Annotated in this window: 29 protein-coding genes; 18 read left to right on the top strand and 11 right to left on the bottom strand. The window is 36.4% G+C overall.

The window, feature by feature from the left end; translation table 11 throughout:
* Positions 1-2: 2 nt before the first annotated feature.
* Entirely contained in the window at positions 3-1,307 is a 1,305-nt protein-coding gene (locus WAX78_RS06590; protein ID WP_336481505.1) for a pyrimidine-nucleoside phosphorylase, read from the top strand.
* 82 nt (positions 1,308-1,389) lie between these two features.
* A complete protein-coding gene (gene corA / locus WAX78_RS06585) occupies positions 1,390-2,352 on the top strand; it encodes a magnesium/cobalt transporter CorA (RefSeq protein WP_336481504.1) in 963 nt (320 codons plus the stop codon).
* Positions 2,353-2,383: 31 nt separating this feature from the next.
* Here corA and WAX78_RS06580 read toward each other — a convergent pair whose 3' ends face one another.
* Positions 2,384-3,673 carry an NCS2 family permease gene (locus WAX78_RS06580; RefSeq protein WP_336481503.1) on the bottom strand — a complete coding sequence of 430 codons (1,290 nt, stop codon included), beginning with the start codon at positions 3,671-3,673 and terminating at the stop codon, positions 2,384-2,386.
* 135 nt (positions 3,674-3,808) lie between these two features.
* Entirely contained in the window at positions 3,809-4,468 is a 660-nt protein-coding gene (locus tag WAX78_RS06575) for an SIMPL domain-containing protein (RefSeq protein ID WP_336481502.1), read from the bottom strand.
* Positions 4,469-4,629: 161 nt separating this feature from the next.
* On the opposite strand from WAX78_RS06575, the gene WAX78_RS06570 reads away from it, so the two are divergent.
* Together WAX78_RS06570 and WAX78_RS06565 are read left to right on the top strand one after the other, a co-directional pair.
* A complete protein-coding gene (locus WAX78_RS06570) occupies positions 4,630-5,049 on the top strand; it encodes a MarR family winged helix-turn-helix transcriptional regulator (protein WP_336481501.1) in 420 nt (139 codons plus the stop codon).
* 122 nt (positions 5,050-5,171) lie between these two features.
* Entirely contained in the window at positions 5,172-5,726 is a 555-nt protein-coding gene (locus WAX78_RS06565) for a hypothetical protein (protein ID WP_336481500.1), read from the top strand.
* A gap of 73 nt (positions 5,727-5,799) precedes the next feature.
* Here WAX78_RS06565 and WAX78_RS06560 read toward each other — a convergent pair whose 3' ends face one another.
* From WAX78_RS06560 to WAX78_RS06535, 6 genes are all read right to left on the bottom strand, one after another.
* Positions 5,800-7,575, bottom strand: a complete 1,776-nt coding sequence (locus tag WAX78_RS06560; RefSeq protein WP_336481499.1) for an adenine deaminase C-terminal domain-containing protein — start codon at positions 7,573-7,575, stop codon at positions 5,800-5,802.
* Between the two features lie 326 nt (positions 7,576-7,901).
* The gene (locus tag WAX78_RS06555) at positions 7,902-8,972 is read right to left on the bottom strand and encodes an ABC transporter permease subunit (protein WP_336481498.1); all 1,071 of its coding nucleotides are present in this window, start codon (positions 8,970-8,972) and stop codon (positions 7,902-7,904) included.
* A gap of 48 nt (positions 8,973-9,020) precedes the next feature.
* A complete protein-coding gene (locus WAX78_RS06550) occupies positions 9,021-10,091 on the bottom strand; it encodes an ABC transporter permease subunit (RefSeq protein ID WP_336481497.1) in 1,071 nt (356 codons plus the stop codon).
* Between the two features lie 12 nt (positions 10,092-10,103).
* The gene (locus WAX78_RS06545; RefSeq protein WP_336481496.1) at positions 10,104-11,162 is read right to left on the bottom strand and encodes an ABC transporter permease; all 1,059 of its coding nucleotides are present in this window, start codon (positions 11,160-11,162) and stop codon (positions 10,104-10,106) included.
* The gene (locus WAX78_RS06540) at positions 11,152-12,033 is read right to left on the bottom strand and encodes an ABC transporter ATP-binding protein (RefSeq protein WP_336481495.1); all 882 of its coding nucleotides are present in this window, start codon (positions 12,031-12,033) and stop codon (positions 11,152-11,154) included. Before WAX78_RS06540 ends, WAX78_RS06545 begins: the two co-directional genes overlap by 11 nt.
* The gene (locus WAX78_RS06535) at positions 11,999-12,418 is read right to left on the bottom strand and encodes a GntR family transcriptional regulator (protein WP_336481494.1); all 420 of its coding nucleotides are present in this window, start codon (positions 12,416-12,418) and stop codon (positions 11,999-12,001) included. The genes WAX78_RS06540 and WAX78_RS06535 overlap by 35 nt, the downstream gene beginning before the upstream one ends.
* Before the next feature lie 165 nt (positions 12,419-12,583).
* On the opposite strand from WAX78_RS06535, the gene WAX78_RS06530 reads away from it, so the two are divergent.
* The 12 genes from WAX78_RS06530 (at position 12,584) to WAX78_RS06475 (ending at position 21,524) form a co-directional block, all read left to right on the top strand.
* The gene (locus WAX78_RS06530; RefSeq protein WP_336481493.1) at positions 12,584-13,768 is read left to right on the top strand and encodes a D-alanyl-D-alanine carboxypeptidase family protein; all 1,185 of its coding nucleotides are present in this window, start codon (positions 12,584-12,586) and stop codon (positions 13,766-13,768) included.
* A gap of 198 nt (positions 13,769-13,966) precedes the next feature.
* Positions 13,967-14,317: an anti-sigma F factor antagonist gene (gene spoIIAA / locus WAX78_RS06525; protein ID WP_098914605.1), complete on the top strand. Its 351-nt coding sequence runs from the start codon at positions 13,967-13,969 to the stop codon at positions 14,315-14,317.
* A complete protein-coding gene (spoIIAB, locus tag WAX78_RS06520; RefSeq protein WP_336481492.1) occupies positions 14,318-14,758 on the top strand; it encodes an anti-sigma F factor in 441 nt (146 codons plus the stop codon).
* A gap of 12 nt (positions 14,759-14,770) precedes the next feature.
* The gene (sigF, locus tag WAX78_RS06515) at positions 14,771-15,529 is read left to right on the top strand and encodes an RNA polymerase sporulation sigma factor SigF (RefSeq protein ID WP_336481491.1); all 759 of its coding nucleotides are present in this window, start codon (positions 14,771-14,773) and stop codon (positions 15,527-15,529) included.
* Between the two features lie 92 nt (positions 15,530-15,621).
* The gene (locus WAX78_RS06510) at positions 15,622-16,242 is read left to right on the top strand and encodes a stage V sporulation protein AA (protein WP_336481490.1); all 621 of its coding nucleotides are present in this window, start codon (positions 15,622-15,624) and stop codon (positions 16,240-16,242) included.
* Positions 16,235-16,651, top strand: coding sequence for a stage V sporulation protein AB (locus WAX78_RS06505; protein WP_336481489.1), 417 nt, complete (start codon positions 16,235-16,237; stop codon positions 16,649-16,651). The genes WAX78_RS06510 and WAX78_RS06505 overlap by 8 nt, the downstream gene beginning before the upstream one ends.
* 11 nt (positions 16,652-16,662) lie before the next feature.
* Entirely contained in the window at positions 16,663-17,124 is a 462-nt protein-coding gene (spoVAC, locus tag WAX78_RS06500) for a stage V sporulation protein AC (RefSeq protein ID WP_336481488.1), read from the top strand.
* A 101-nt stretch (positions 17,125-17,225) separates the two neighbouring features.
* Entirely contained in the window at positions 17,226-18,239 is a 1,014-nt protein-coding gene (gene spoVAD / locus WAX78_RS06495) for a stage V sporulation protein AD (protein WP_336481487.1), read from the top strand.
* A gap of 3 nt (positions 18,240-18,242) precedes the next feature.
* Positions 18,243-18,593, top strand: a complete 351-nt coding sequence (spoVAE, locus tag WAX78_RS06490) for a stage V sporulation protein AE (protein ID WP_336481486.1) — start codon at positions 18,243-18,245, stop codon at positions 18,591-18,593.
* A gap of 5 nt (positions 18,594-18,598) precedes the next feature.
* Positions 18,599-19,177: a stage V sporulation protein SpoVABEA gene (gene spoVAEA, locus WAX78_RS06485; protein WP_336481485.1), complete on the top strand. Its 579-nt coding sequence runs from the start codon at positions 18,599-18,601 to the stop codon at positions 19,175-19,177.
* Positions 19,155-20,627: a spore germination protein gene (locus WAX78_RS06480; protein ID WP_336481484.1), complete on the top strand. Its 1,473-nt coding sequence runs from the start codon at positions 19,155-19,157 to the stop codon at positions 20,625-20,627. Before spoVAEA ends, WAX78_RS06480 begins: the two co-directional genes overlap by 23 nt.
* A gap of 90 nt (positions 20,628-20,717) precedes the next feature.
* Positions 20,718-21,524, top strand: a complete 807-nt coding sequence (locus WAX78_RS06475; protein ID WP_413789179.1) for a Cof-type HAD-IIB family hydrolase — start codon at positions 20,718-20,720, stop codon at positions 21,522-21,524.
* 27 nt (positions 21,525-21,551) lie between these two features.
* On the opposite strand, the gene WAX78_RS06470 is transcribed toward WAX78_RS06475, so the two are convergent.
* Positions 21,552-22,418 carry a DUF1002 domain-containing protein gene (locus WAX78_RS06470; RefSeq protein ID WP_336481482.1) on the bottom strand — a complete coding sequence of 289 codons (867 nt, stop codon included), beginning with the start codon at positions 22,416-22,418 and terminating at the stop codon, positions 21,552-21,554.
* Between the two features lie 208 nt (positions 22,419-22,626).
* Here WAX78_RS06470 and WAX78_RS06465 point away from each other — a divergent pair, with 208 nt between their 5' ends.
* Together WAX78_RS06465 and WAX78_RS06460 are read left to right on the top strand one after the other, a co-directional pair.
* A complete protein-coding gene (locus WAX78_RS06465) occupies positions 22,627-23,064 on the top strand; it encodes a peptidylprolyl isomerase (RefSeq protein ID WP_336481481.1) in 438 nt (145 codons plus the stop codon).
* A gap of 322 nt (positions 23,065-23,386) precedes the next feature.
* A complete protein-coding gene (locus WAX78_RS06460; protein WP_336481480.1) occupies positions 23,387-23,752 on the top strand; it encodes a GNAT family N-acetyltransferase in 366 nt (121 codons plus the stop codon).
* A 163-nt stretch (positions 23,753-23,915) separates the two neighbouring features.
* On the opposite strand, the gene WAX78_RS06455 is transcribed toward WAX78_RS06460, so the two are convergent.
* Both WAX78_RS06455 and WAX78_RS06450 read right to left on the bottom strand, forming a co-directional pair.
* Entirely contained in the window at positions 23,916-24,434 is a 519-nt protein-coding gene (locus WAX78_RS06455) for a DUF309 domain-containing protein (protein WP_336481479.1), read from the bottom strand.
* 115 nt (positions 24,435-24,549) lie between these two features.
* Positions 24,550-24,645, bottom strand: coding sequence for a YjcZ family sporulation protein (locus tag WAX78_RS06450; RefSeq protein ID WP_336481478.1), 96 nt, complete (start codon positions 24,643-24,645; stop codon positions 24,550-24,552).
* Between the last annotated feature and the right edge of the window lie 15 nt (positions 24,646-24,660).

Genomic DNA, 24,660 nt, shown 5'->3' with positions numbered 1-24,660 from the left:
CAATGAGAATGGTGGACCTAATTGCAAAAAAACGTGATGGTAAAGCATTAACGACAGAAGAAATTAATTTTATCATTGAAGGTTACACAAATGGTGATATTCCAGATTACCAAATGAGTTCACTTGCAATGGCAATTTTCTTCCAAGATATGAATGAGCAGGAACGTGCTGATTTAACAATGGCAATGGTAAATAGCGGCGATACAATTGATTTGTCAGCGATTGAAGGAGTTAAAGTTGATAAACATTCAACAGGTGGTGTTGGTGATACAACTACGCTTGTGTTAGGTCCATTAGTTGCTGCTCTTGGTGTACCAGTTGCAAAAATGTCTGGTCGCGGTCTTGGGCATACAGGTGGTACAATTGATAAATTAGAAGCAGTTCCAGGATTTCATGTAGAAATTGAAAACGAGGAATTTATTCGTCTTGTAAATGAAAATAAAATCGCTGTTATTGGCCAAAGCGGAAACTTAACACCTGCTGACAAAAAGTTATATGCACTTCGTGACGTGACGGCAACGGTAAACTCTATCCCGTTAATTGCAAGCTCTATTATGAGTAAAAAAATTGCAGCTGGTGCGGATGCAATCGTTCTTGATGTTAAAACAGGTGCGGGTGCATTTATGAAAACGGACGAGGATGCGAAGCGATTAGCTGAAGCAATGGTTCGCATCGGTAATAATGTTGGCCGTAAAACAATGGCTGTTATTTCTGATATGAGTCAGCCGCTTGGTGAGGCAATCGGTAACGCTTTAGAAGTGAAAGAAGCGATTGATACATTGCAAGGAAAAGGACCAAAAGATTTAGAAGAGTTATGTTTAACGCTTGGAAGTCAAATGGTATATCTAGCTGGACAAGCTTCTTCTTTAGAAGATGCGCGTGAAAAGCTAATCGAAGTTATGAACAACGGAAAAGCACTAGAATCATTTAAAACGTTCTTAGCAGCACAAGGCGGTGACGCTTCAGTTGTAGATGATCCTTCTAAATTGCCGCAAGCACAATATAAGATTGAAGTAGAGGCAAAAGAAGATGGATTTGTATCTGAAATTGTTGCAGATGAAATTGGTACAGCAGCAATGCTTTTAGGAGCAGGCCGTGCAACGAAAGAATCTGAAATCGATTTAGCAGTTGGACTTATGCTTCGTAAAAAAGTGGGCGATAGTGTGAAAAAAGGTGAATCACTTGTCACAATTTACGCAAACCGTGAAAATGTAGAAGATGTAAAACAAAAAATTTACGAAAACATGAAGGTATCTGCAGAACACGTAGATGAACCAAAGTTAGTACATGGCATCGTAGAGAAATAAGATAAAGTGACAATTTGTACACGAATTGTGAGATAAAAAAGCTGAGGAGTTTTCTCCTTAGCTTTTTTTGCTTATAATAATAATGGGTGAAACTATGATAAGAATTTGTGCAGTAACAAAAGAAAATGAAATATTATATGATTTGTCATTAGAAGAAACAAAGCGAGAAGATATTGTGTGGTTTTGGCTAGATTTATGTAAACCGACAAAAGAAGAGTATACATATATTTTACAAGACTATTTCAAATTCCATCCTCTTGCGATTGAAGATTGTCTAGAATATGTACAGAGGCCGAAAGTTGACTTTTATGAAGGGTATAATTTTTTAGTTCTTCATGCTTTTAGTGAAGAGGGATTAGAGCCACATGAAATTGATTTATTCGTTAGTGATCATTTTGTTGTATCCTTTCACTTTTCGCATAATAAGGCAATTGAACGGGCGTGGGATAAACTTGGGGAAAGACAGCGAATAAAGAGAAGTACTCTTCATGTGACCCATATGATTATTGACCAAATTGTCGATGATTATTTTGCTCCAGTATATTATATTGAAGATCATTTGAATGCAATTGATGATAATTTAACAGGAAATATAACAAGTACTGTATTAGAAGAGGTATTTGATATTCGTACTGATTTATCAAAATTGCGAAGAACAATTGTACCAATGCGTGATTTATTGTATCGTATTTTAAATTCAACACGTTTTTATGGTGGGAATGATCATGAAATTTATTTTAAAGATATTTATGATCACCTGTTAAAGCTGTCTGAGATGATTGAAACAAACCGAGAGCTAACAGCGGATATCCGGGATAGTTACTTTTCACTAAACTCTCATCATATGAATAACATTATGAAAACATTAACCGTTTTTTCAACCATTTTCATGCCATTAACATTTATTGTTGGTGTATATGGAATGAATTTTGACAATATGCCAGAGTTAAAATGGGTGAATGGTTATTATGTTTGTTTAGCCATAATGGCTCTTATTGGTGGTGGAATGATGGTATGGTTTTATAAAAAAGGTTGGTTTAAATAAAAAGACGCCGGGAATTCCCGGCGTCTTTTTATTAGCCAATGGCAGGTAACACAAACATGAGTAAGAAGAGACATGTGATAATATAAAGAGGTTTTGCAACTTCTTTATGCTTACCGAGTGCTACTTTTAAGATTGGATATGCAATGAATCCAAAAGCGATACCATCAGCGATGCTATATGTGAGCGGAATCATAACGATAATTAAAAACGCTGGAAATCCTTCTGAAAAATCGTTCAGAGGAATTTGTTGAATGTTTGTAATCATTAAACCGCCAATAATAATTAAGATTGGAGCGATGGCACTATCTGGAATCAGCTTTACAAACGGCAAAGCAAATAATGAGGCAAAGAATAATCCACCAGTGACGATAGACGTCAGACCTGTCTTGCCGCCCGCTGTAATACCAGCAGCACTTTCTATTGTAGAAACAGTTGGACTTGTGCCAAATAGACCGCATGTCATCGCTGAAATTGCATTTGCCTGATAAGCACGAGAGAATTTACGCTGATCTTCTAACAAACCATGCAACAGTCCCATGTTTTCAAAAATGAGTACCATACTCAATGAGAACGTTGCAATTAAAAATGGTAAAGAAGCGAGTTTCCCGAATGACATTGCACCAAACACATCACCATAGTTAGCAAATGAAAATGAGCTATTGCCAACTTGACTTGTATCAACAAGACCAAATAACCAAGCAATTCCTGTTCCGATTGCGATTGTCCATAAAAAGTTTCCACGTACGTTACGAATAAATAAAACTAATGCAACAATAAGGGTAAGCAGTGTTGCTAAAACAACTGGACTACTTAATTTTCCTAATGCAACAGCAGTATTCGAATTCGCAACGACAAGACCACCTTTTTGCAAACCGATAAATGCTAAAAATAGTCCGATACCGACAGTAATAGCTTCTTTTAACGACTTTGGAATTGCGGCAGAAAGCGTGCGAGCAATAGGTGTAAACGCAGCAATTGTAAAAATAATACCAGCGATAAAGACAGCTGCTAATGCTTCTTGCCAAGTTAAACCAAGCGTATGCACAGCTGTGTACGTGAAAAACGCATTTACTCCCATGCCTGGCACAAGAATCACTGGTGCATTTGCCCAAAATGCCATCAATAGACATCCGACAAATGAACTGAAGACAGTTGCTAAAATTCCTGCTTCAAGAGGAATACCAGCATCTGATAAAATCGATGCATTCACAATCATAATATAAACAATCGTGAAAAATGATGTTACACCAGCGAGTACTTCCTGTTTTGGCGATGTGTGATGTAGGTCTAATTTAAATGTTTTTTCAAGAATTCCTTTCATGTTAAACCTTCTTTTTTATATCCCTCTCCCGCCCGTGATATCCCTATGCAGGACTCACCATTGTTTATTATAACAAAACGAAAGGTTTTTTCAATAACTAAAATGAGAACGTTTACTTCTTTTTATTGGATATAATTAAATATAGGTAAAAACAGCGCGTACCGTTGAAATGATTTCCAATTCTCCTGATTGAATAGGAGGAGCACCACTATGGACAGCGGAATAAGCAACAAATTCCCGCGGCATTTGAGAGGACTCTTCAACGAGAGAAATGGGAATGGGATTTATATTTAGACTATATGTACTAGCAATCGTTCTTGCTTTTTCTTGGGCATTTTGCACAGCGAGTACTAATGCTTGTTTGTAGTAAGCGTTAGGATCTGAAACGCGAAATACAAGTCCTTTGGCGACGTTTGCGCCGTTTGCTACAGCTGCTTCATATACTTCTCCTGCTTTTTGTACATTCAATACAATAATTTCATATAAATGTTCAACTTGATAACCGCGTAAAATAGCCTTTTCGTTCACATGTTCATATTGCGGTGTAATGGTGTAAGAAAGTGTTTTGATATTTTGCTCTGTAATTCCAAGCTGTTTTAAGGATGCAAGCAACTGAGTAGAAAGAGCAGCGTTTTCTTCTTGTGCTTGCTTTACATTTGTACCTTCAGTACGAACACCAATTGTTAACACGACAACATCAGGTTTTGCTTTTACGACACCTTCACCTTGTACAGTAACAGTTGCTTCTTTACCATTACGTAAATCATGTATATATGGGGGCATTCCGATTTGCATAACTGTTCACCTTCCTTTTTCCATTTATATGAAAGAAATCAGTCCATTTTTTCTTTAAATTTAGAAATATATTGGAAAATCTAAGTAGAAAGAAAATATATACAATTAAGGTATTCATGCATTATAATATGTGTAAATATTATAAAAAAGGATCGAGAACAGTGAACGAAAAACGAGAAGCACTTATTTTAGACTTATCTATTTCCTTTCGAAAAATGATTCGTTTATTACAAAATGATATTAATGAACTCTTTTCTGAGTATATGCCATGGAATGAGTTTTCTGTACTGCGTGCATTATATTGGAAAAGCCCACAAATGGCATCGCAAATTGCAAGTGAAGTGAACGTTACATCGAGTCATATTACAGCGGTTACAGATCGTCTTGTTCGTAAGGGACTTGTAATGAGAAAGCGCTCTGATTCAGACAGACGTATTGTTTATTTAGAAATTACGGATAGCGGGAAAGAAGTTGCCGAAAAGCTTGAAAATGTTCGAAAAGAATATTATAGAGAGAAGTTCCAGGACTGGAGCGATCAAGAAATTGAAATGGTATTGGAACTCTTTGGAAGAGTTCTATAAAAAATAGAAAAGCAATTTTGCTTTTCTATTTTTTGTGGCTTCATCATCCTATGGAACAGATACGTTGCATAAAAATTAACCTAAATTCCTATACTTTACCTATATGGAATAGGAGGTAGACTATGAAACGTATCGTTTCTTTTGGAATTATCGGTATATGTTTATTATGTTACAGTATACAAATAAGTGCGGCATCTCCGAAACAAATTGTACAAAAGGAACTGCAATATATTTCGAATAATGAATCTGTTTTATATGCGCAATTATGGGTACGTTCCATGCAAAATTCCGTTTTATTTTACCATAGTGATCAGATTCGTCATCAAGATACTTTACATAATGTGAAACGTTCTTCTCTTGTCAACGTAAAACAAATATCATTGACCAAAGCTTCAGTGTATATTCCGCGAGTCCCTCAGTATGTGGCTAAATTTGGAAAAGAAAACGTACAAGTGTATTATTTGGCTGCGCGGTATGATGTGAAAAAAGAAAATCCGTATCAGCTAAATGGAATGAACTATTTCTTACAAGTGTTTGTACAAGAGCACGGAGACTGGAAAGTTGCTGAAAGTGTCGTCGCACCGACAGATCAAATCGTGACAAATGGGGATGGATTTGGGACGGATGAAGAGAAGAACTATAGTGGAAGACGAAACAACGTGAAAAAAGCCTCCTGACTAGAAGGCTTTTTTCACGTTGTTCATTCTGCTATTCGCGGGCAGTAAGACTCCCGCTGATGGAAGTTTCACTTTATCTGACAAAATAGTCACTCTTTACTGTCTTAACCGGAGACACAACTGCATTCTCTTTAATAGAATATACTCCTTCAGCTGTTAAGCGTATAGCTGGTAGATGGGTCGATGTTAAAAAGAACATTGTATATAATGGATCGATATGCTGATGCCCTCTCTCCTTCAGGAGTTGCACAAGCTCCGTCGTTTTTACAATCAGTTCATGCATGGGCAACTTGCTCATTTTCCCTCCAAGCGGCAATTCCAAATTGAATAAGGTTTCCTCGCCTCTCATTAATATGGTACCGCCCCCTTGATCGAGCAGTTGGTTTACGGCTTTCACCATAATATCTTTCTTTTGTCCTATAACAACGATATCTTGAGATGCTGTGTAGGTTGTCGCTATAGCATCTAGGTGATTGGCAAACCCTTTTAGTATGCCATTAGTAACCCATTTTCCTTTTTGATCAATAAGACTGACATAACAATATCCTTCTCTAGCTTCTAACTCAATAATGCCTTGTTTTAGCGGCAGTGTTTCTGGACTGGATTTTGTAATAACCGCATTAAGCATTTCTATCACAGGGACTTCCGGGTTTTCAGTAGTCATATCTAGCCACTCCGGCTGAACACGCCACTCTATGTGCATAGGTTCAAATTGCAATTGTCGCCAATCACATACAGGAAACGGCTTCAAGAGCTGCCTGTTTGTCACAACCAGCTGTCCGTTTGCTATAACCTTGACCGGGGAAGGTTTGCTTATATCTTCGAGAAATAGAATATCTGCGACTCGTCCTGGAGCGATTCCACCGATTTCTTGATCCAATCCATAATACGTTGCAGGATTTAAAGTGGCCATCCGATAAGCAGCATGGAAAGGGACACCATTATCGAGAGAAATCTTAATAAGATAGTCCATTAATCCGTGCTGAAGAAACGGGGGCATGGAGCCATCTGTTGTTAACATAAGCCTTGAAGCGGAAGGAAAATCAAAGTCGAGCTCTTGTAAATCTTTGATTAGGCCTGGCAAATCAGGACGTATGGAGGAGTGACGCAAAGTTGCATACATACCTAAACGAAGTCTTCTAATTACTTCCTCTCCATTTATGGCTTCATGACAAGCTGTAACACCGAGTGCTGCCAAAGCATTTAAGGTTTCACTGGAAGCTCCTGGGTTATGCCCTTCAATTCTTTTGCCCAGCCTCCGTGCTTCTGCAATTCCTTCAAGTATTGTTTCATCACCAGCCAAGGCAGCAGGCCAAGCTGTCAATTCACCGGCTTGTATAACCCGCTTATGACCAAGTAAACTGACCAAGCGCTCAGTCGTGAATTTCGCTAACATATCCGGTTGGTTGCTTTGCGGATCCATCCTTGCCCACCAATAATTTTTAACAGGTAAATGACTGCTGTAGTCTATTAAATATTCGAAATCTTTCTGATCTGTATTTAAATAAAATATTAGATTATCATTCACTAAAGTAGTTGTACCTAAGCTTAAAGCGAATTCTCCAAATGATGTAAGATTATAATACTGATACGGATGTGCATGAGGTTCGATGTATCCTGGAACTAATGTAAAACTGGATGCATCTATAATTTGCGTGTTCTCATCAATTTGCGGTTCACGCATTCCTACATAAGCAATACGATCTTCATACAAAACGATATCTTTTCTTTCCAGCTCTCCTGTGTATATATTAAGCACAATTCCTCCTGTAATCCAAGCTGTTGCTGGGTGCTTCCCTCTTGATACTTCTATAAGCTTCCACAATGTATCCTTTTCAATGGATCTCATGTAAGTCTCTCCCTTATCTGCTTTTTCCACGCTCAGAACTATTTTAGTCCATATCAAGTGTCTGAAAATTCGGTCTTATACACTTTTATATTTTACTATAAAGGGCAATCGCATTGTAGATTATCTTTACTTCTTCTATTTTTTTGTAAGTTAAATCTATGACAGACTTGCGCAGCAAACGCAGTACGGTTCATTTTTCAAGTTCTGTTCTACATAGTACATAAAAAAATCCTCCTCTTTCTATCGTAAAGAGGAGGGGGGAAAGGCGAGTGTATATGGATAAGTTTGTTTTTCAACACTCTGAAAATAGCCTTCTGACTAGGGGGCTATTTTGCATATAAAGAAAGTTTATGCTTTAACATTCGTTGTAAAATGACGTATGTCAAAATGCTAAACCCTATAACATACATATAGTGAAGCGGGATAGATTTACTGCCATTAGTGAAAATTTCGCTGCCAAGAAGTCCGAAACAAATGGAAGTACATATTGAGAAATAGACATGAAGTCTTTGATATAGCAATATCTTTCCATTATGTTCATTAGGTGAGCGTGCATATAAATAGGCTCCTAGTGGAAGACAGATAAGTATATAAATTGCAGGACTTAGTATTGTCCAAGCAGATGGAATATGGTGATAAGCAGGTCCTGCATGTAGGTCTCCGTATTCATCTTTTGTAGCTTCTTTTCGCGGATGATAGTCATAGTTAATTTTAAAATGCGTAAGAGGAGCTAATGTACTTGTATTTTCTATATACATGGAACTTTTACCATAGACATTGTTATATTCTTTTTCTGATAAATCAACATGTAATGCAAAGAAAGGAAACACAAGCTGAAAAATGTAAATAGGTAAAATCATTAAGATATAACTTAGCGCACCTTGTGAAACAATATTTCCGGTAATGGTTCCGATAAAAAGAGCTAGTGTATAAACTGCAATTAATGTCATGATTGTATAGGCAAAGTATAGATGAAATGGTGTAAATGATTGATATTCGGCATGTATCGTAGTTTTATAGACGATATACATAAGGAACCAGCTTACGCTAAGTGCACTTACGATATGAGCCATACCGAATAACCACTTTGATAAAAATAAGTGTGACCGTTTAAATGGCATAGCCCAAAGAAAATCGACCGATTGATTATTTCGTTCCCACCCTATTAATAGGGTAGCTAATGCAATTAAAATGAGAGCAGGAAATATGATAGGATCACTGCCTCCAAAATAATAAAAATAATAACTATCTTTAATATTCATCTGAAAGTAATGAACCGTATTTTGAGCCTCTACATAATATTTATAAGGTAAAGCGTATAGTGTAATGAACCAAAAGAGCAAAATGACATATTTCCCTTGCTTCCAGTTTCGCATCCATAATGCTTTATGGAACATGTAATTCACCTCAATTTAAATGTATATTTTTCTTGGCTAAACAAATCGTTATCTTCCTATGAAAGAGAATTTCCGTTTTAGTAGACGAGATAAAATAAGATAACAGATAGATCCTGTACCTAGAAAACCGATATAATAGCTCGCCAACGAATTGATTCCTCCTAGTAAACGAGCACCAAGCAAGGCAAAGCACGTTACCGTACAAACGATAAAGAGCTTTTGCAGCTTTGGAAAAAGTAGTATTTTTCCGTTCTGTTCGTTAGGTGACCGAGTATATAAGTACGTGCTTAATGGTAATAAAATCAGTGTATATAGAATAGGGCTTATTAATATCCAGGGAGACGGAATTGAGCTAAAGTTAGGCTCATTGATTCGTTTTCCTGTTTTATCTTTATAGGCAGACTGCGGATCGTAATTAAAATAAATTTGAAAATGTATCATAGGTGAAAAGGTAGTAAGTTTTTCAACTTTATTCATATATGCATTTTCTTGTTCGTAAGTGTTAGAATACGATTTATTCGTATGAACAGAAATGAATCCAGCAATCAAAAGAGACAATACAAAAGGTAAAATAAGAACAATTGTAGTTAACAAACCTTGTGAAACAACATTTCCAGCAATTGTTCCGATACATAGTGTTAACGTATAGATTGCAATAAGTACAATGGCTGCGTATAAAAAGTAATAGTGAAAAGGTGAAAATATTTGATACTTATTATGAAAAGTTGTTTTCTTCAAAATAGCGAAAATCCCCCAGTTCAATACTAGAACGCCAATAATATTACAAACACCGAAAAGCCACTTTGTAAGAAAGATATGTGTGCGCTTAAATGGCATCGACCAAAGTAAATCGATAGATTGATTGTGACGATCCCATCCAATGAGTACACAACCTAAAACAATAACAAGTGCACCTTGTATTACTATAGTTTCTTCAGGAAAACTATAGTTGTAATGAAAACGATATTTCCATTTCATACTATCATGCAAAAAGTTTAGTTGTTCTGCAGCTGCCAAATAATATCTGCACGATAGTAGATAGAAGTTAATGAGCCAAAATAACCATATGATATATTTACTTTGCTTGTATGTTTGCAGCCACAATGCTTTCTGAAACATAGGATCGCTCCTTTAAAAAATTTTATATTTGCTAGCACGAGATAGTATGAAATAGGTGATGCTCCCAACTAAAAAGAAACCGACGTAGTAATTCAATAATAAGCCAAAAGGATTTGAAAACCGCCCACCTATTAAAGCAAAGTAAAGTGTAGTCCCCGATATCCATAGCAAGCGGTGTTTTTGAAAAAGAAAGATTTTCATATGATTTTCATTTCGTGTCCGTGTAAAAAGAAATGTGCCAAGTAGTAAGCAACAAATTGTATAAAAGACAGGAACCAGCATTGCTTTGGCAGAATAATATTGGTGAAATGCAGGACCTTTTAGAGTATTTTTAGTATCATCGGTACGACGATTTTTTGGATCATAATTGTAACCGATAGTAAACTTGTTTATAGGAGCTGAAATACTTGTTTTTTCATTGAATTCATAAAGTGATTCAGATGTTTTCCAATGATTTTCATTGTCTACTGCGTTCCAATGAGTAATTAGAAAAGAGAGTCCTAGTGAAAATACGCCACACCCCATAACTAAAAAAGTAATGCTAAAGATACTTTGTGAAATAACGCTCCCTGTAAATGTTCCAATACATAAGGTAGCTGTATAGATTGCAACATACGAAATAATTGCATAGAGAAAGTATCGGTGAAATGGATAAAATGATTGATATTCAAAGTGAATTGTTGACTTATAAACGAGATACATAAGTATCCAACTTATAAAAAAAGAACCTACAATGTGAACAAATCCAAAGAGCCATTTTGATAAGAAAATATCACGTCGCTTAAACGGCATTGCCATAAGCATATCCTCAGATTGATTTCTACGTTCCCATCCTATTAAGATACATCCTAAAATAATTGCAATAAAGGCTATCCAAAAACTATTAGAGGCAAAAAAAGTATATTCATAATAAAATTTTCCTTCTGTGTGAAGTTTATGATAAAAATCGAGTTGTTGTTGTGCTGCTTGATAATATTTATATGGAAAAAAGTAGAGACAACTAAAGAAAAATAGTAATATAATATATTTCCCTTGCTTCCAGTTTCGCATCCATAACGCCCTATGAAACATGTGACCCCTCCTCAAAAGCCGTAACAAATACATCCTCAAGTGACATTGGCAACTCTTCTAATAAGAGTGGCTGCTCTTTATGAAATTTTTCTAACGTAGCAGCTACATTGCCTTCGATTAAGACGGTATATACTTTTCCTGTTTGGTTTAATACTTTCACATTACATAAATTCATCAGCTTTTGTGGTAGGGAGCGCTCGTAAGCTACTTGAATTTTTGCATAGCGCAATTTTGTATCTTCTAAAGCTGTGATTGATGCGATTGTATGATCTTTTAAAATGATGACTGTGTCTGCGATTTTTTCCACTTCATCTAGATGATGCGTAGAAATGAGAACTGTGATTTCGCGCTCTGCTACTTCTTCAATTAAAAATTGAAGGATTTGTCTTTTCACGATTGGATCTAGTCCATTTGTTGGTTCATCTAAAATAATGTATTCTACGCCAGTAGAAAAAGCTAGGATCATCGCTAGCAATGCTTTCATTCCGCGGGAGTAACTGCGAATTCGTTTCTCTGGTAAGTTAAAGCGCTCTAGTAGCTTATAAAAATAGTCTGCATTGAAATTTTGATAGACTGCTTTATAAAATTTTACGATTTCTTTTACTGTATATCCGCTAAGTACATTTGTAGAGTCTGGAACATATACGACCGTTTGTTTTACTTCAGGATGTTTGTGCACGTCAATCTCGTTATATGTAACCGTTCCTTCATCTGGATTTAAGATTCCAACGAGTGTGCGTAATAATGTTGTTTTTCCAGCTCCGTTTCTTCCGAGTAATCCGACGATGCTTCCTTTTTTTAAAGTAAATGAAATATCTTCTAATATTGTTTGGTTATCAATTGTTTTCTTTACGTTCGTCACCTTCAGCATGAGTATTTCCTCCTAATTCTTTATAGTATGAATCAATCCAATCATGAATTTTTTCTTTTGAAATACCGAGATAAGAAGCTTCTAGTAATAGCTGATGAAATTGTTTTTCCACCATAGCAATTTTCCTTTCATCTTGTGTTGGGATAATCGATTGGGATACAAATGTTCCTTTGCCGCGCAGTGTTTCAATAATTCCTTGTCGCTCTAATTCTTGATACGCTTTACTTACTGTATTTGGATTAATTACGAGTGAAGAGGCAAGTTCCCGAACAGAAGGGAGTTTATCGTTTGGTGCGAGTATCGCTTTTAAAACTAGTTCCTTTACGTTGTGAACAATTTGTTCCCATATCGGAGTGTTGCTTCTTGGATCAAGTTGAATGTGCAAGAGCAATGTCTCCTTCCTGATGAAATTTTAAGTGTACTATTAGGTATAATACACTTAATACAATATATAATACACTTTTGTTTGTCAATTCTATTTTTAGAAAAAGATGGTATAAAAACCCTTCATTTGGAAAAGATAGGTGTGATATAGAATGGAGGGTTAGTCATGAAGCGATTGATTGGAATACTTGTTTGTTTCATGTTAGTGCTTTCCGCTGTTCCAATTGGTTTTGCGCAGTCTGAGAAAAAAGAAGCAGAAGCAGAAACAAAACCAAAACTAGCGGAACAAGCATCGTCAGCGATTGTTATTGAACAGGATACGGGAAAAGTTTTATTTGAAAAAAGCCCAAATGAAAAGTTGCCGCCTGCTAGTATGACAAAAATTATGACCATGCTACTCATTATGGAGCAAATTGAAAAAGGAAAACTAAAATTGCAAGATAAAGTGAGAACGAGTGAACATGCAGCTTCTATGGGCGGATCGCAAATTTTCCTTGAGCCTGGTGAAGAAATGACAGTGAATGAAATGCTAAAAGGTATTGCAATTGCATCTGGAAATGATGCATCAGTTGCAGTTGCTGAACATATTGCTGGGTCAGAAGAAGGATTTGTAGACATGATGAATAAAAAAGCAAAAGATTTAGGACTTAAAAATACTCATTTTCAGAATCCAACGGGCCTTCCAGCCAAGAACCATTATTCAACAGCATATGATATGGCAGTTATGGCAAAGGAATTAATGAAATACCCGTTAATTCGTAAATATACAGGTAAATATGAAGATTATTTACGAGAAGATACGGATAAGAAATTTTGGCTTGTCAATACAAACAAGCTTGTTCGTTTCTATCCAGGTGTTGATGGCGTGAAAACAGGCTTTACAACAGAGGCAAAATATTGCTTAACAGCATCTGCAGAACGAAATGGCATGCGTGTCATTTCTGTTATTATGGGGTCTCCGACATCAAAAGAACGGAATGCGGAAGTAACGAAGCTTCTTGATTATGCATTTAGTCAATATATGACGAAAAAAATGTATACAAGAGGCGAAAAAATTCAGACAGTAAAAGTTGGAAAAGGAAAAAAAGAAACTGTCGACTTAGTTGCATCTGACAATGTTTCTCTACTAATGAAAAAGGGAGAAACGATGAAAAATATCAAAAAAGAAGTAGTTACTGAGGAAAAAGTGAAAGCTCCAATTAAAAAAGGAGATGCTTTAGGTACACTTGTCATAAAAAAAGATAATCAAGTTTTACTTAAACAGACAATTGTTGCGAAAGAGGATGTCGCAGCAGCGAGCTGGTGGGAGTTATTTAAACGAAGTTTTGGGATGTTTTCGACATCGAAATAGCGGCAATTTTGTTGCCGCTTTCTCTTTTGTTGTTGAGTCTGTTGTTATCTTAATGGTAAGAGATACCGCTAAAAGGTTCATTTTATGACGAAATAATACTTCTTTTGTCAGGTGGAAGGATTCTGCATTTATTTTAGAGAAAAACTTCTTATATGTTTTGCGTGTATACGCGAATTTTGAATGTAAGGAGGAAATAAAGTGAGTCTTTCCATTCATTTAGAAGTAAAGCGTGACGTCTTATGTGTTCGTTTAGCAGGCGAACTGGATCATCATACTGCCGAAGAGTTGCGAGCGAAAGTCACTGATATGATTGAGACGCATCATGTTCATCATATTATTTTAAACTTAGAGCAATTAGCATTTATGGATAGTTCTGGTCTTGGTGTTGTGTTAGGAAGATATAAACATGTCAAAAGCTTAGGCGGCGAAATGGTTGTATGTGCAATTTCTCCTGCTGTAAAACGCTTGTTTGAGATGTCAGGGCTATTTAAAATTATTCGTTTAGAAGAAAATGAAGCACATGCGCTCGCGACATTGGGGGTGGCGTAGATGAGAAATGAAATGAACCTTCAATTTTCAGCATTAAGTCAAAATGAATCGTTTGCTCGGGTTACAGTTGCGGCTTTTATTGCGCAGCTTGATCCAACGATGGAAGAGTTAACTGAAGTGAAAACAGTTGTGTCTGAAGCGGTAACGAATGCCATTATTCATGGGTATGAAGGGCATGCAAATGGCATTGTGTATATTACAGTTATTTTGGAAGATGACATGGTAAAGTTAACGATTCGTGATGAAGGGATTGGAATCCTAGATTTAGATGAAGCAAGGCAACCCCTTTTCACAACAAAACCCGAATTAGAGCGTTCCGGAATGGGATTTACCATTATGGAAAATTTTATGGACGAAGTAGAGGTTATTTCTAATGAATCTTTCGGGACAACGATCCATTTGACGAAGTATCTATCAAAAAGTAACGCTCTATGCAATTAAGGAGAATTGCCTATGGACATAGAGGTCAAAAGTGAAAAAGGAAAAGGCCAGTTAAAGGATCACGAGTTAAAAGAATTAATTAAAAGAAGTCAAGATGGTGATCAAGGAGCGAGAGATTTAATTGTACAAAATAATATGAGACTTGTTTGGTCGGTTGTACAACGTTTTTTAAATCGCGGTTATGAACCGGAAGACTTGTTTCAAATTGGTTGTATTGGTTTGTTAAAATCTGTCGACAAATTTGATTTATCTTTTGATGTAAAGTTTTCGACATATGCAGTCCCAATGATCATTGGAGAAATTCAACGTTTTTTACGTGATGATGGGACAGTGAAGGTAAGTCGTTCTTTAAAGGAAACTGGAAATAAGATTCGCAAAATGAAAGATGAATTATCAAAAGAGTATGGCCGTGCACCGACAGTTACCGAGATAGCTGAGGCATTAGAATTAACGCCAGAAGAAGTTGTAATGGCGCAAGAAGCAAGTCGGACACCGTCATCTATACATGAAACGGTGTATGAAAATGATGGTGACCCTATTACCATTTTAGATCAAATTGCGGATCGTTCTGAAACGAAGTGGTTTGATAAGATTGCTTTAAAAGAAGCGATTCGTGAATTAGATGAACGTGAACGACTGATTGTATATTTGCGATATTATAAAGACCAAACGCAATCAGAAGTAGCGGATCGTTTAGGGATTTCTCAAGTACAAGTGTCACGACTAGAAAAGAAAATATTAAAGCAAATGAAGGAACGAATAGGCGAATAGTCTATTCGTTTTTTTTATTTCAAAAAAGTTGTATTAGAAAATTTTCCAATATCCATACTACAACTACGAGGAATAGTTAAGAGGTGATTGGAGTGGAGCAAACGATATATGTAAAGATGAGAAGTCGTCTTCAAGTGTCGCCTGCTTATGAGATTACAGTTGGTGATGTTGCACAAGTAGTTGGAGATTCACATATTGTCGACGAAATAAAACGACAGGCTGTATACAAAATTACAAAGAAAGATAAAACGCATGTGGTAATTGATGTGATGAAAGTTATTCAGCGCATTCAACAGTATTCTAGCAATTTACAAGTTAATTTGCTTGGTTCAGCACAAACTATTGTTGAAATCGTATATGAGAAAAAACGAGTAAATCCCTTTTTCTTTGGAATGGTTTGGCTATTACTATTTGTGGGAGCTGCCCTTGCTATTATTTATTTTCATGAAGATGTTAGTATGCAGCAAGTACATCAACGCTTGTATTACATGATTACAGGAGAAAACAACAAAAAGCCACTTTTATTTCAAATCCCATATTCGTTAGGACTTGGGCTTGGAATGATTCTTTTTTTTAATCATGTTTTTCAAAAGCGCATTAATGAGGAGCCGAGTCCATTAGAAGTTGAAATGTTCCAATACCAGCAATCTCTCGATCAATATGTAATGATGAACGAAAATAAAGAAATGATAAAGAAAATCCCAAATGATTGAATATATCGGGGTAATCTTTATTGGATTTGCTGGTGGAATTGCCGTTGGAGGAGGATACGTTGCATTTTTAACTGTATTAGGCGTGATTCCAAGGCTTGCTCAGTTAACGAAAAGTGGTCATCGTGTTCAATATTATGAATGGGCTGTTGTGAGTGGCGCATTAAGCGGCGTATGGTGCAGTTTACGGGATATCACATTGGTGGCTTCACCGTATTGGCTTTTGCTCCTTGGATTGTTGTGTGGCACATTTATTGGAATGCTTGCCGCTGCCTTAACAGAAGTGCTGAATGTACTTCCGATATTGGCAAAACGTGTTGGGGTTGATGGAAAAATTGTTATTCTTCTTATCGCACTTGTTCTTGGTAAGGTGGTAGGTTCTTTATTTCATTGGATTTATTTTGTGAAATAGGAGGTATGTAAATGACACCGCGAAAATTGAAAGATGATTATACAAATAACGTGAAAAAGTATCAACCAAAACCTAACTATGTTATGAATTGCGTCAAGGCCTTTGTTGTGGGAGGACTTATTTGTACATTAGGTGAAGCCTTGATGAAGATGTATATACACTATTTTGATTTTACGGAGAAAAATGCGGGAAATCCAGTAATCACAACATTAATACTATTGTCAGCCATTTTAACGGGGGTTGGTGTTTATGATAAACTTGGACAATTTGCAGGGGCAGGATCAGCCATCCCGGTTACTGGATTTGCAAATTCAATGGTGAGTGCAGCAATGGAACACCGCAGTGAAGGGGTTGTTCTTGGGATTGCCACCAATATGTTCAAGATTGCTGGAAGTGTAATTGTATTTGGTGTTGTTGGAGCGTATGTTGTCGGTCTCATTCGGTATACATGGAAGCTGTTTATCTCACCCTAATAGCAGTAATTTCTCACCTTAAGATTCAGAGAAACCGAAGAGGACAGGTGGGGAAAATCACTAAGGGAAGTTTCACTTTATGTAAGTAAAGGAGAAGGCAGATGAGATTAACAGGGAAACAAACGTGGGTATTTCAAAACGATGTATATGTGAATGCGACAGGAACGGCTGTTGGACCGGAAGAAGCGGAGGGGCCGCTTGGAGAAAGTTTTGATATTACATATGATGATTTGCATTGCGGAGAAGAGAGTTGGGAGCTAGCAGAAAGACGATTAATGAGAGATTCAATTCAACAAGTATTGCGAAAAGAAAAGCTGCAAGCATCTGATATCGATTTTTTTTTAGCTGGAGATTTATTAAATCAAACGGTTACAGCAAATTATGTTGCTAGAGAACTTTCGATTCCATTTTTAGGAATGTTTGGAGCATGTTCAACTTCTATGGAGACACTCGCTATTGGTGCTGCATTTATTGATGGTGGATTTGCAAATCGCGTATTAGCAACAGTTAGTAGTCATAATGCCACTGCTGAAAGGCAATTTCGTTATCCAACAGAGTATGGAGGGCAAAAACCAACTACAGCGACATTCACTGTTACAGGAGCTGGTACAGCTTTAATTAGTCGTGAAAGAAGTTCAATTAAAGTAACATCAGCAACCATTGGAAAAGTTCAAGATTTAGGCATAACAGATCCGTTTGATATGGGATCTGCTATGGCGCCTGCTGCAGCCCATACAATTCAACAGCATTTTGAAGATTTAAAAAGAAGTGCTGCAGATTATGACTTAATTGTGACGGGTGATTTATCTGCAGTTGGAACACCAATTACGCGGCAACTTTTGTTAGATGAAGGCTATGACATAGGTAATGTCTATAATGATTGCGGTTTAATGATTTACAGAGATGACCAGCAAGTATTTGCAGGGGGGAGTGGCTGTGCCTGCTCTGCAGTTGTGACATATGGACATTTAATGAAAGAAATGAGAAAGGGAAATTTACAACGGATTTTTGTTGTAGCAACAGGTGCTTTGTTAAATCCGATTATGATACAACAAAAAGAAACGATTCCAACGATTGCACACGGTATCGTATTTGAAAGAATAAAAGGGGTGTAATATGTGGAATTTATATATGCGTTTGTAGTTGGAGGGGCGATCTGTGTTATTGGACAACTACTGTTAGATTTTACAAAATTAACACCTGCACATGTTATGGCAATCTTCGTAGTAGCTGGCGCTATTTTAGATGGATTTGGAATTTATGATAAGTTGATTCAGTTTGCAGGAGCAGGAGCGACTGTTCCTATTACAAGTTTTGGTCATTCTTTATTGCATGGTGCGATGGAAGCCGCAGAAAAGCATGGTTATCTTGGGATTGGAATGGGAATGTTTAAGTTAACATCTGTTGGAATTTCAGCATCAATTTTATTTGCATTTTTAACAGCACTTATTTTTAAACCGAAAGGATAAACAAGATGAGAAGACGGGTTATTTTGGTGACAGACGGAGATGAATATGCACAGCGAACAATCGAGTTACTGACAAAGGAGTTTGGGGGACGATGTATTTCGGCATCACAAAGTAATCCAACGAAATTAACAGGGAGAAAGATTGTTGAGCTTATCATGCAAACACCACATGACCCAGTTTTTGTTATGTTTGACGATAGTGGATATATTGGAGAAGGTTCAGGAGAAAAGGCACTAAAATATGTAGCAACAAATAAACAAATTGATGTGCTTGGCGTGTTAGCTGTCGCCTCTAATACACATCATTGGGAATGGGCCCGCGTTGATGTAAGCATTGATCGAGAAGGACGGTTAACTGAATATGGTGTTGATAAGTTTGGGTTAGCAGATGTTGAAATAGGAAGGATTAACGGTGATACCGTTTACTGTTTAGATGAATTACATGTTCCCATTATTGTTGGAATTGGGGATATTGGAAAAATGCGCGGAAATGATGACTGCAAGCGTGGATCACCGATTACAAAAAAAGCAATTCAAGTAATTTTAGAAAGGAGTGGTTTTTATGACCAACAAAAAAAAGACTAGCATACCAATTTCTTCGTTTTTAAGCGATAATGAAAATTATTTAAAACAAACAGTTGGACTTGGTGTTACGTTTGATGTGGGAATTCGTAAATTTCAAATTTTAGATAAAGAAATTGGTGTTTTTTTTGTGAACGGTTTAAGTGATTCGAACTTCATTATACACATTTTGGATGAAGTTGTTGATACGAATGAAATACAAAGGTATGAAGACAATACTGTAAAGCTGTTAGAGAATCGTCTTATTCATCAGCAAGTAAGTAAAATAAAGACGATGGAAGATGTTATATTTCAAGTTTTGTCAGGTTTAATCGTTATTTTTGTTGAGGGAGAAACAGAAGCATTTGTAATAGATGTTCGTAGTTATCCAGGACGAACTCCGACAGAGCCGGATACAGAGAAAGTTGTTAGAGGGGCCCGCGATGGATTTGTTGAAAATATTATTGTGAATACAGGTCTTATTCGGCGGCGTATTCGTGATCCTCGCTTGCGATATGAGATGATACGGGTAGGTGACCGATCAAAAACTGATACTTGTATCGCATATGTGCAAGATATTGCGAATCCAGACTTAGTGAAAATAATAAAGCAAGAGTTAGAAAATATTCAAATCGATGGTATAACAATGGCTGATAAAACCCTTGAGGAGTTTCTTGTCAAACAAGGGTACAATCCTTTTCCGCTTATTCGATATACGGAAAGACCAGACGTCGCTGCGAACCATTTGCTAGAAGGACATGTTTTACTATTGACAGATACTTCCCCTAGCGTAATTATTACACCAACAACATATTTTCATCATGTACAGCATGCTGAGGAATTTCGGCAAAATCCAGCTGTCGGAACGTTTTTACGTTGGACTCGATTTATTGGAATAGTATTTTCACTGTTTTTATTACCACTTTGGCTTACGTTTGTACTTGATCCTACTTTATTGCCAGAAAAACTTGCGTTTATTGGACCAAATAAAACGACAAATTTACCGATTTTCTTGCAAATTATTTTAGCGGAAGTAGGATTGGAATTTTTACGAATGTCAGCTATCCATACACCAACACCACTGTCATCAGCAGCCGGATTAATTTCAGCTATATTAATTGGTCAAATAGCAATTGATGTCGGTCTATTTGTACCAGAAGTTATTTTATATATTGCCATTTCTATGATCGGAACATTTGCAACGCCAAGCTATGAATTAGGATTAGGGAATAAAATTGGTAAATTATTCTTAATTATATGTACAGCTGTATTTCGAGATGTAGGATTTGTTGTTGGAATGACAGTGTTAATTTTATTTTTAGCATCGATTAAGAGTTTGCAAACACCGTACCTTTGGCCATTCCTTCCATTTGATTTGGGAGCATTCATGAAAATTTTCATTCGGCCGTCTATTCCTAGTTTGAAAATGCGTCCAAGTATAGTTCATCCACAGGATAAAAGACGACAAAAATGAGCAGAAGGAAACTTCTGCTCATTTTTATTATAAATTTATATGTTTTTAACAAAAACATAACATTTCTTTTGTACACTAGAAGTACATATGTTGTATGGAAGGGGAGATTACATGATTAAGTTATTTGTGAGTGATTTAGATGATACACTCGTTTATAATGTGAACCGGATTCATCGAGAGGATGAAAAAGCATTATGCTGGCTAGCAGAGAAAGGAACGGATATTTGTTTTGCTTCTGGCCGTTTTACTCATCGTATTCATGATGCTGTGAAGCAATTCGCTTTCCCTTATTATACAACAGGGTTAAATGGTGCGGTCTTATTAACGAAAGAAGGAGAAATGCTCCACGAATCGACTTTTAATGGTGCAATTGCCCGGGAAATATATAAATATATACATGAAAAAGAGATGGCGGATATTGTATGTGCGAAGGAGCATCGATATACGAAAAAGAAAAATGAGCATCATCGTATGTTTGAAGAATCTATTCAAGTGAAAATCGCAGAAGTGGAGACATTAGAGGAAGAGTTTGGACAAACTATTCATCCCTCAAAACTATTTGTATATGGAGAAGAAGCAAAAGTTACAATGTTAGATGAAGAGCTGCGAAACAAGTTTCGAGGCAAAGCAGAAGTAGTGATTTCGGGAAAGAGATACGTGGATATTATGCCAGTTGGGATTAGTAAAGGAAGTGCGCTGCAACTTTTAATGGAACACTTACAAGTAGAAGCACATGAAGTGGCGTGCATTGGGGATTCCTTTAATGATGTTTCAATGTTTTCTGTGACGCCGCATTCTTTTACGTTGCATCATGCTCATCCATATGTGAAAGAAAAAGCGAATCATGTTGTTCGTTCTGTAGAAGAAGCAATTATGAAACTTCCATTGTTAGCATAAAAAAAGCTCGTCAATGACGAGCTTTTTTTAGTTAAATAGTGATTTAATAAAGTCAATAAAGCTGGAGAATACACCTTTTAGCTTTTCTAAAAAGCCTTGACCTTGTTCAGAACCTAGAAACGCAGAAACATGATCTTTCGCTTTGTTTAATTGGTTACTAACTTGATTCCAATCAATATTTAAGTTTTTCATTTTTTCAAAGAGTGATACTAAACTATTGAGTTGTTCATCAGTTAATGTAATTCCAAGTTGATCTGCAACCTTTTTAATTAGTGAACGTAAATCTTCTGTTGTTTTTGGCTGCTCTTTTGCTATTTCTTGTTTAACGTTTGCAACAAGTTGTACAGCTTTATCATTCCCGATTTGGTCACCAAGTTTTGCGGTTTGAACCATTTCTTCGTTTGCCACTTTTTTTACTTCGTCTGGAATTTCTTTTTTCGATGTTGTTTCGTAAGCTTTCATTAAACCTGTTAAAGCTGCAGTTCCTGATACTTTAAAAGGTGCTGTAATGTAGATATTCGCATCTTTTACACCTGCTGTAATTAATGCGTTTGTATACATTGCATCTGTTACCCAATTAATATTATGTGCTTGTACAACAAGACCAGATCCTTTTTTAGTATACGTAATCATAGAAGAAGAAATTGCTTTTGTGCCGATTTGTGCGTTTGGTACAATCCCATCTAAATATTTATGTTCTTCCGCATTTGATACCGTAATAATTTGCGCATCTTTTGGCGCTTTCATTTCTTCAAGAAGTTGTTGTTTTTGCTGTTCTGTTAAATTTTCTCCTAATGTAACAATAGACTCTCCCTCAATCACGTCTGCATATGAAGCTGTTGGAATTAAAAAGACCATGACAGCTAATAGCAGTGCTAATAGTTTCGTTTTCACGAAAAATCGCTCCCTTTCTCTTTCTGGAATTTTCGGGCAACAAAGTAATTATAGTATATTTTTTGTATTTGTCATCCGTCTTCAGATTGATTTGTTAAAGAAACAGCAGGATTGTCGGATTTTATAAAGGTTTTCGCAATAATATTTTTGTTTATTGCAGTGATTGTGGTAATATAAGGCTGAGATTGTTGAAAGGAGCTAATTATACATGAAAACTTTAGGATACATATTAATGGAAAACGGTGAAAAAATCGAACTAGAATTTTTCCCAGAAGAAGCACCAAAAACAGTAGATAACTTTAAAAAACTAGCAAACGAAGGCTTTTATAATGGGGTTACGTTCCACAGAGTAATTCCTGGATTTGTAAGCCAAGGTGGCGATCCAACAGGAACAGGAGCAGGCGGTCCTGGCTACTCCATTCCTTGTGAAACTGAGGGTAACCCTCATAAACATACAGTAGGCGCACTTTCTATGGCGCATGCTGGTAGAAATACTGGAGGAAGTCAGTTCTTTGTTGTGCATGAGCCACAGCCGCATCTAGATGGTGTTCATACTGTATTTGGAAAGGCAACAAGTGGTATTGAGACAGTATTAAATATGCGTCAAGGCGATGTTATGAAAGAAGTTAAAGTTTGGGAAGAGTAAAATGTGAGGAGGGAGCAAAATGCTCTCTCTTTTTTTGTAAAAAAGGAATGTGTAAGTTAAGAGCGGTAAAAGATACGTATAGGAGAATTTATGTTTTGATGTACCATTTAAGCTAGATGCGGACAATATTATGATATGAGCATAATATAAATAGAATATCTATATTTGACTTCCTCTTTCCCTCTTTGTATGATTATAAAGTTGTTTTTGGGCAACCCTTCTCAGCTAATTAGAAATATTGTAAAATAGACATGATGTAAGATTTAAATTGCTGGTTGAGGGGATATATGATTTGTAACTTTTGTAAGAAGGGATAAATTTCATGTTAATTCGTTTTAAAAAAAGTTATGAAAAAATTGCAATGGGACTTCTTTCTTTTATGCCAATGGAAAAAGATATAAAACGTTTACAAGCAACGATGAAGGATTATGAAAAAAATGATAATTGGCAGCTCTATTTATGGAAAGAGGACGATGCTATTGTTGGGATTATTGGTACGGTAAAACAAGATGAAGGTGTATTAGAAATTCAGCATATTAGTGTGAACCCTTCGCATCGTCACGTGGGAATTGGAACAAAAATGGTACAAGAATTACAAACAATGCTGCCGAATGTTACAATATGCGGCAATGAACAAACTTCTGGCTTTTGTGAGAAATGCAAAGAAGTCGAACATAATGTGCATTAATAAAGTGAAACTTTCTTCAGTGGGAATTTTTTTCATCCATCACTGAGGGAAAGCTCTCACCAATTGGGTGCATGCCAACAGTTATCTCTACCCTATCTTTTTTCTGAATTTTGAGGTTGGGATTTTACTGTTCAGAAGTGGCGGAATAAAAGCAGAGATAATGTTATCTCTGCTTTCTTTTTTGTAATTGCACATTTCGTTCAGCAATCACATCTTCACGATTGCGGCGAGAATGTTTATGAATAATATCGTCATTTGGAGTAGAAGAAGTCTCTTTCCAAGAAAGTCCTTTGTTTTTACATAATTGTATGCATATGTTTTCTAGATTCGGATTAGAAAAAGGAAGAAATAGTGCTGTATAAGGCTTATGATTTTGAATGATGTGCAGTCGTTCCTCAAGGAGCAATAATAGGTTGGGATAGTCTAAATCTAACGCTTCTATGTGTTGTTTTTCATTTTGTAAAATGGAGAGCGCACTCTTCATCATTCGCTGAGCGCCATTCCAATTACAACGTCTATGATGATATAAAGCGACAGCGATTTGAATGAGACCTACCCAATGTTGCTCACGTTCTCCGCGTGGTTTTGTTTTCCAATGTTCTTCTAAAATTTCGTGACATTCAAAGTAGTCGTAATCACTATGAAAATGAATTAAAAACTGTATGTATGCTTCATGATACATGCTTTTCACTCCTATTCTAAGCAACGTACATATATAGTGTATCATAAAGTGAAACTTCCATCAGTGGGGGATAAATATAAAGCGACTAGAGATTGTTCTAGTCGCTTTATGTCAGTTAGCAGAAGCAAGCTGCACCGACAATAATTAATAAAATAAACAAGACAACCAGTAGAGCGAATCCACCGTGGAAACCTCCAATATGTCCTCCCATAGTTTGTAACCTCCT

This window comes from Bacillus yunxiaonensis (assembly GCF_037104695.1).
Classification (GTDB): domain Bacteria; phylum Bacillota; class Bacilli; order Bacillales; family Bacillaceae_G; genus Bacillus_A; species Bacillus_A yunxiaonensis.
This window is presented reverse-complemented; position numbering and strand designations above follow the sequence as displayed.

What these genes read in the sequence shown, in the direction of transcription:
- WAX78_RS06590 (WP_336481505.1), top strand. Translation starts at nt 3, where the DNA reads ATGAGAATGGTGGACCTAATTGCAAAAAAACGTGATGGTAAAGCATTA.
- corA (WP_336481504.1), top strand. Translation starts at nt 1,390, where the DNA reads ATGGGTGAAACTATGATAAGAATTTGTGCAGTAACAAAAGAAAATGAA.
- WAX78_RS06580 (WP_336481503.1), bottom strand. Translation starts at nt 3,673, where the DNA reads ATGAAAGGAATTCTTGAAAAAACATTTAAATTAGACCTACATCACACA.
- WAX78_RS06575 (WP_336481502.1), bottom strand. Translation starts at nt 4,468, where the DNA reads ATGCAAATCGGAATGCCCCCATATATACATGATTTACGTAATGGTAAA.
- WAX78_RS06565 (WP_336481500.1), top strand. Translation starts at nt 5,172, where the DNA reads ATGAAACGTATCGTTTCTTTTGGAATTATCGGTATATGTTTATTATGT.
- WAX78_RS06560 (WP_336481499.1), bottom strand. Translation starts at nt 7,575, where the DNA reads ATGAGATCCATTGAAAAGGATACATTGTGGAAGCTTATAGAAGTATCA.
- WAX78_RS06555 (WP_336481498.1), bottom strand. Translation starts at nt 8,972, where the DNA reads ATGTTCCATAAAGCATTATGGATGCGAAACTGGAAGCAAGGGAAATAT.
- WAX78_RS06550 (WP_336481497.1), bottom strand. Translation starts at nt 10,091, where the DNA reads ATGTTTCAGAAAGCATTGTGGCTGCAAACATACAAGCAAAGTAAATAT.
- WAX78_RS06545 (WP_336481496.1), bottom strand. Translation starts at nt 11,162, where the DNA reads ATGTTTCATAGGGCGTTATGGATGCGAAACTGGAAGCAAGGGAAATAT.
- WAX78_RS06540 (WP_336481495.1), bottom strand. Translation starts at nt 12,033, where the DNA reads ATGCTGAAGGTGACGAACGTAAAGAAAACAATTGATAACCAAACAATA.
- WAX78_RS06530 (WP_336481493.1), top strand. Translation starts at nt 12,584, where the DNA reads ATGAAGCGATTGATTGGAATACTTGTTTGTTTCATGTTAGTGCTTTCC.
- spoIIAB (WP_336481492.1), top strand. Translation starts at nt 14,318, where the DNA reads ATGAGAAATGAAATGAACCTTCAATTTTCAGCATTAAGTCAAAATGAA.
- sigF (WP_336481491.1), top strand. Translation starts at nt 14,771, where the DNA reads ATGGACATAGAGGTCAAAAGTGAAAAAGGAAAAGGCCAGTTAAAGGAT.
- WAX78_RS06505 (WP_336481489.1), top strand. Translation starts at nt 16,235, where the DNA reads ATGATTGAATATATCGGGGTAATCTTTATTGGATTTGCTGGTGGAATT.
- spoVAC (WP_336481488.1), top strand. Translation starts at nt 16,663, where the DNA reads ATGACACCGCGAAAATTGAAAGATGATTATACAAATAACGTGAAAAAG.
- spoVAD (WP_336481487.1), top strand. Translation starts at nt 17,226, where the DNA reads ATGAGATTAACAGGGAAACAAACGTGGGTATTTCAAAACGATGTATAT.
- spoVAEA (WP_336481485.1), top strand. Translation starts at nt 18,599, where the DNA reads ATGAGAAGACGGGTTATTTTGGTGACAGACGGAGATGAATATGCACAG.
- WAX78_RS06480 (WP_336481484.1), top strand. Translation starts at nt 19,155, where the DNA reads ATGACCAACAAAAAAAAGACTAGCATACCAATTTCTTCGTTTTTAAGC.
- WAX78_RS06465 (WP_336481481.1), top strand. Translation starts at nt 22,627, where the DNA reads ATGAAAACTTTAGGATACATATTAATGGAAAACGGTGAAAAAATCGAA.
- WAX78_RS06460 (WP_336481480.1), top strand. Translation starts at nt 23,387, where the DNA reads ATGTTAATTCGTTTTAAAAAAAGTTATGAAAAAATTGCAATGGGACTT.
- WAX78_RS06455 (WP_336481479.1), bottom strand. Translation starts at nt 24,434, where the DNA reads ATGTATCATGAAGCATACATACAGTTTTTAATTCATTTTCATAGTGAT.
- WAX78_RS06450 (WP_336481478.1), bottom strand. Translation starts at nt 24,645, where the DNA reads ATGGGAGGACATATTGGAGGTTTCCACGGTGGATTCGCTCTACTGGTT.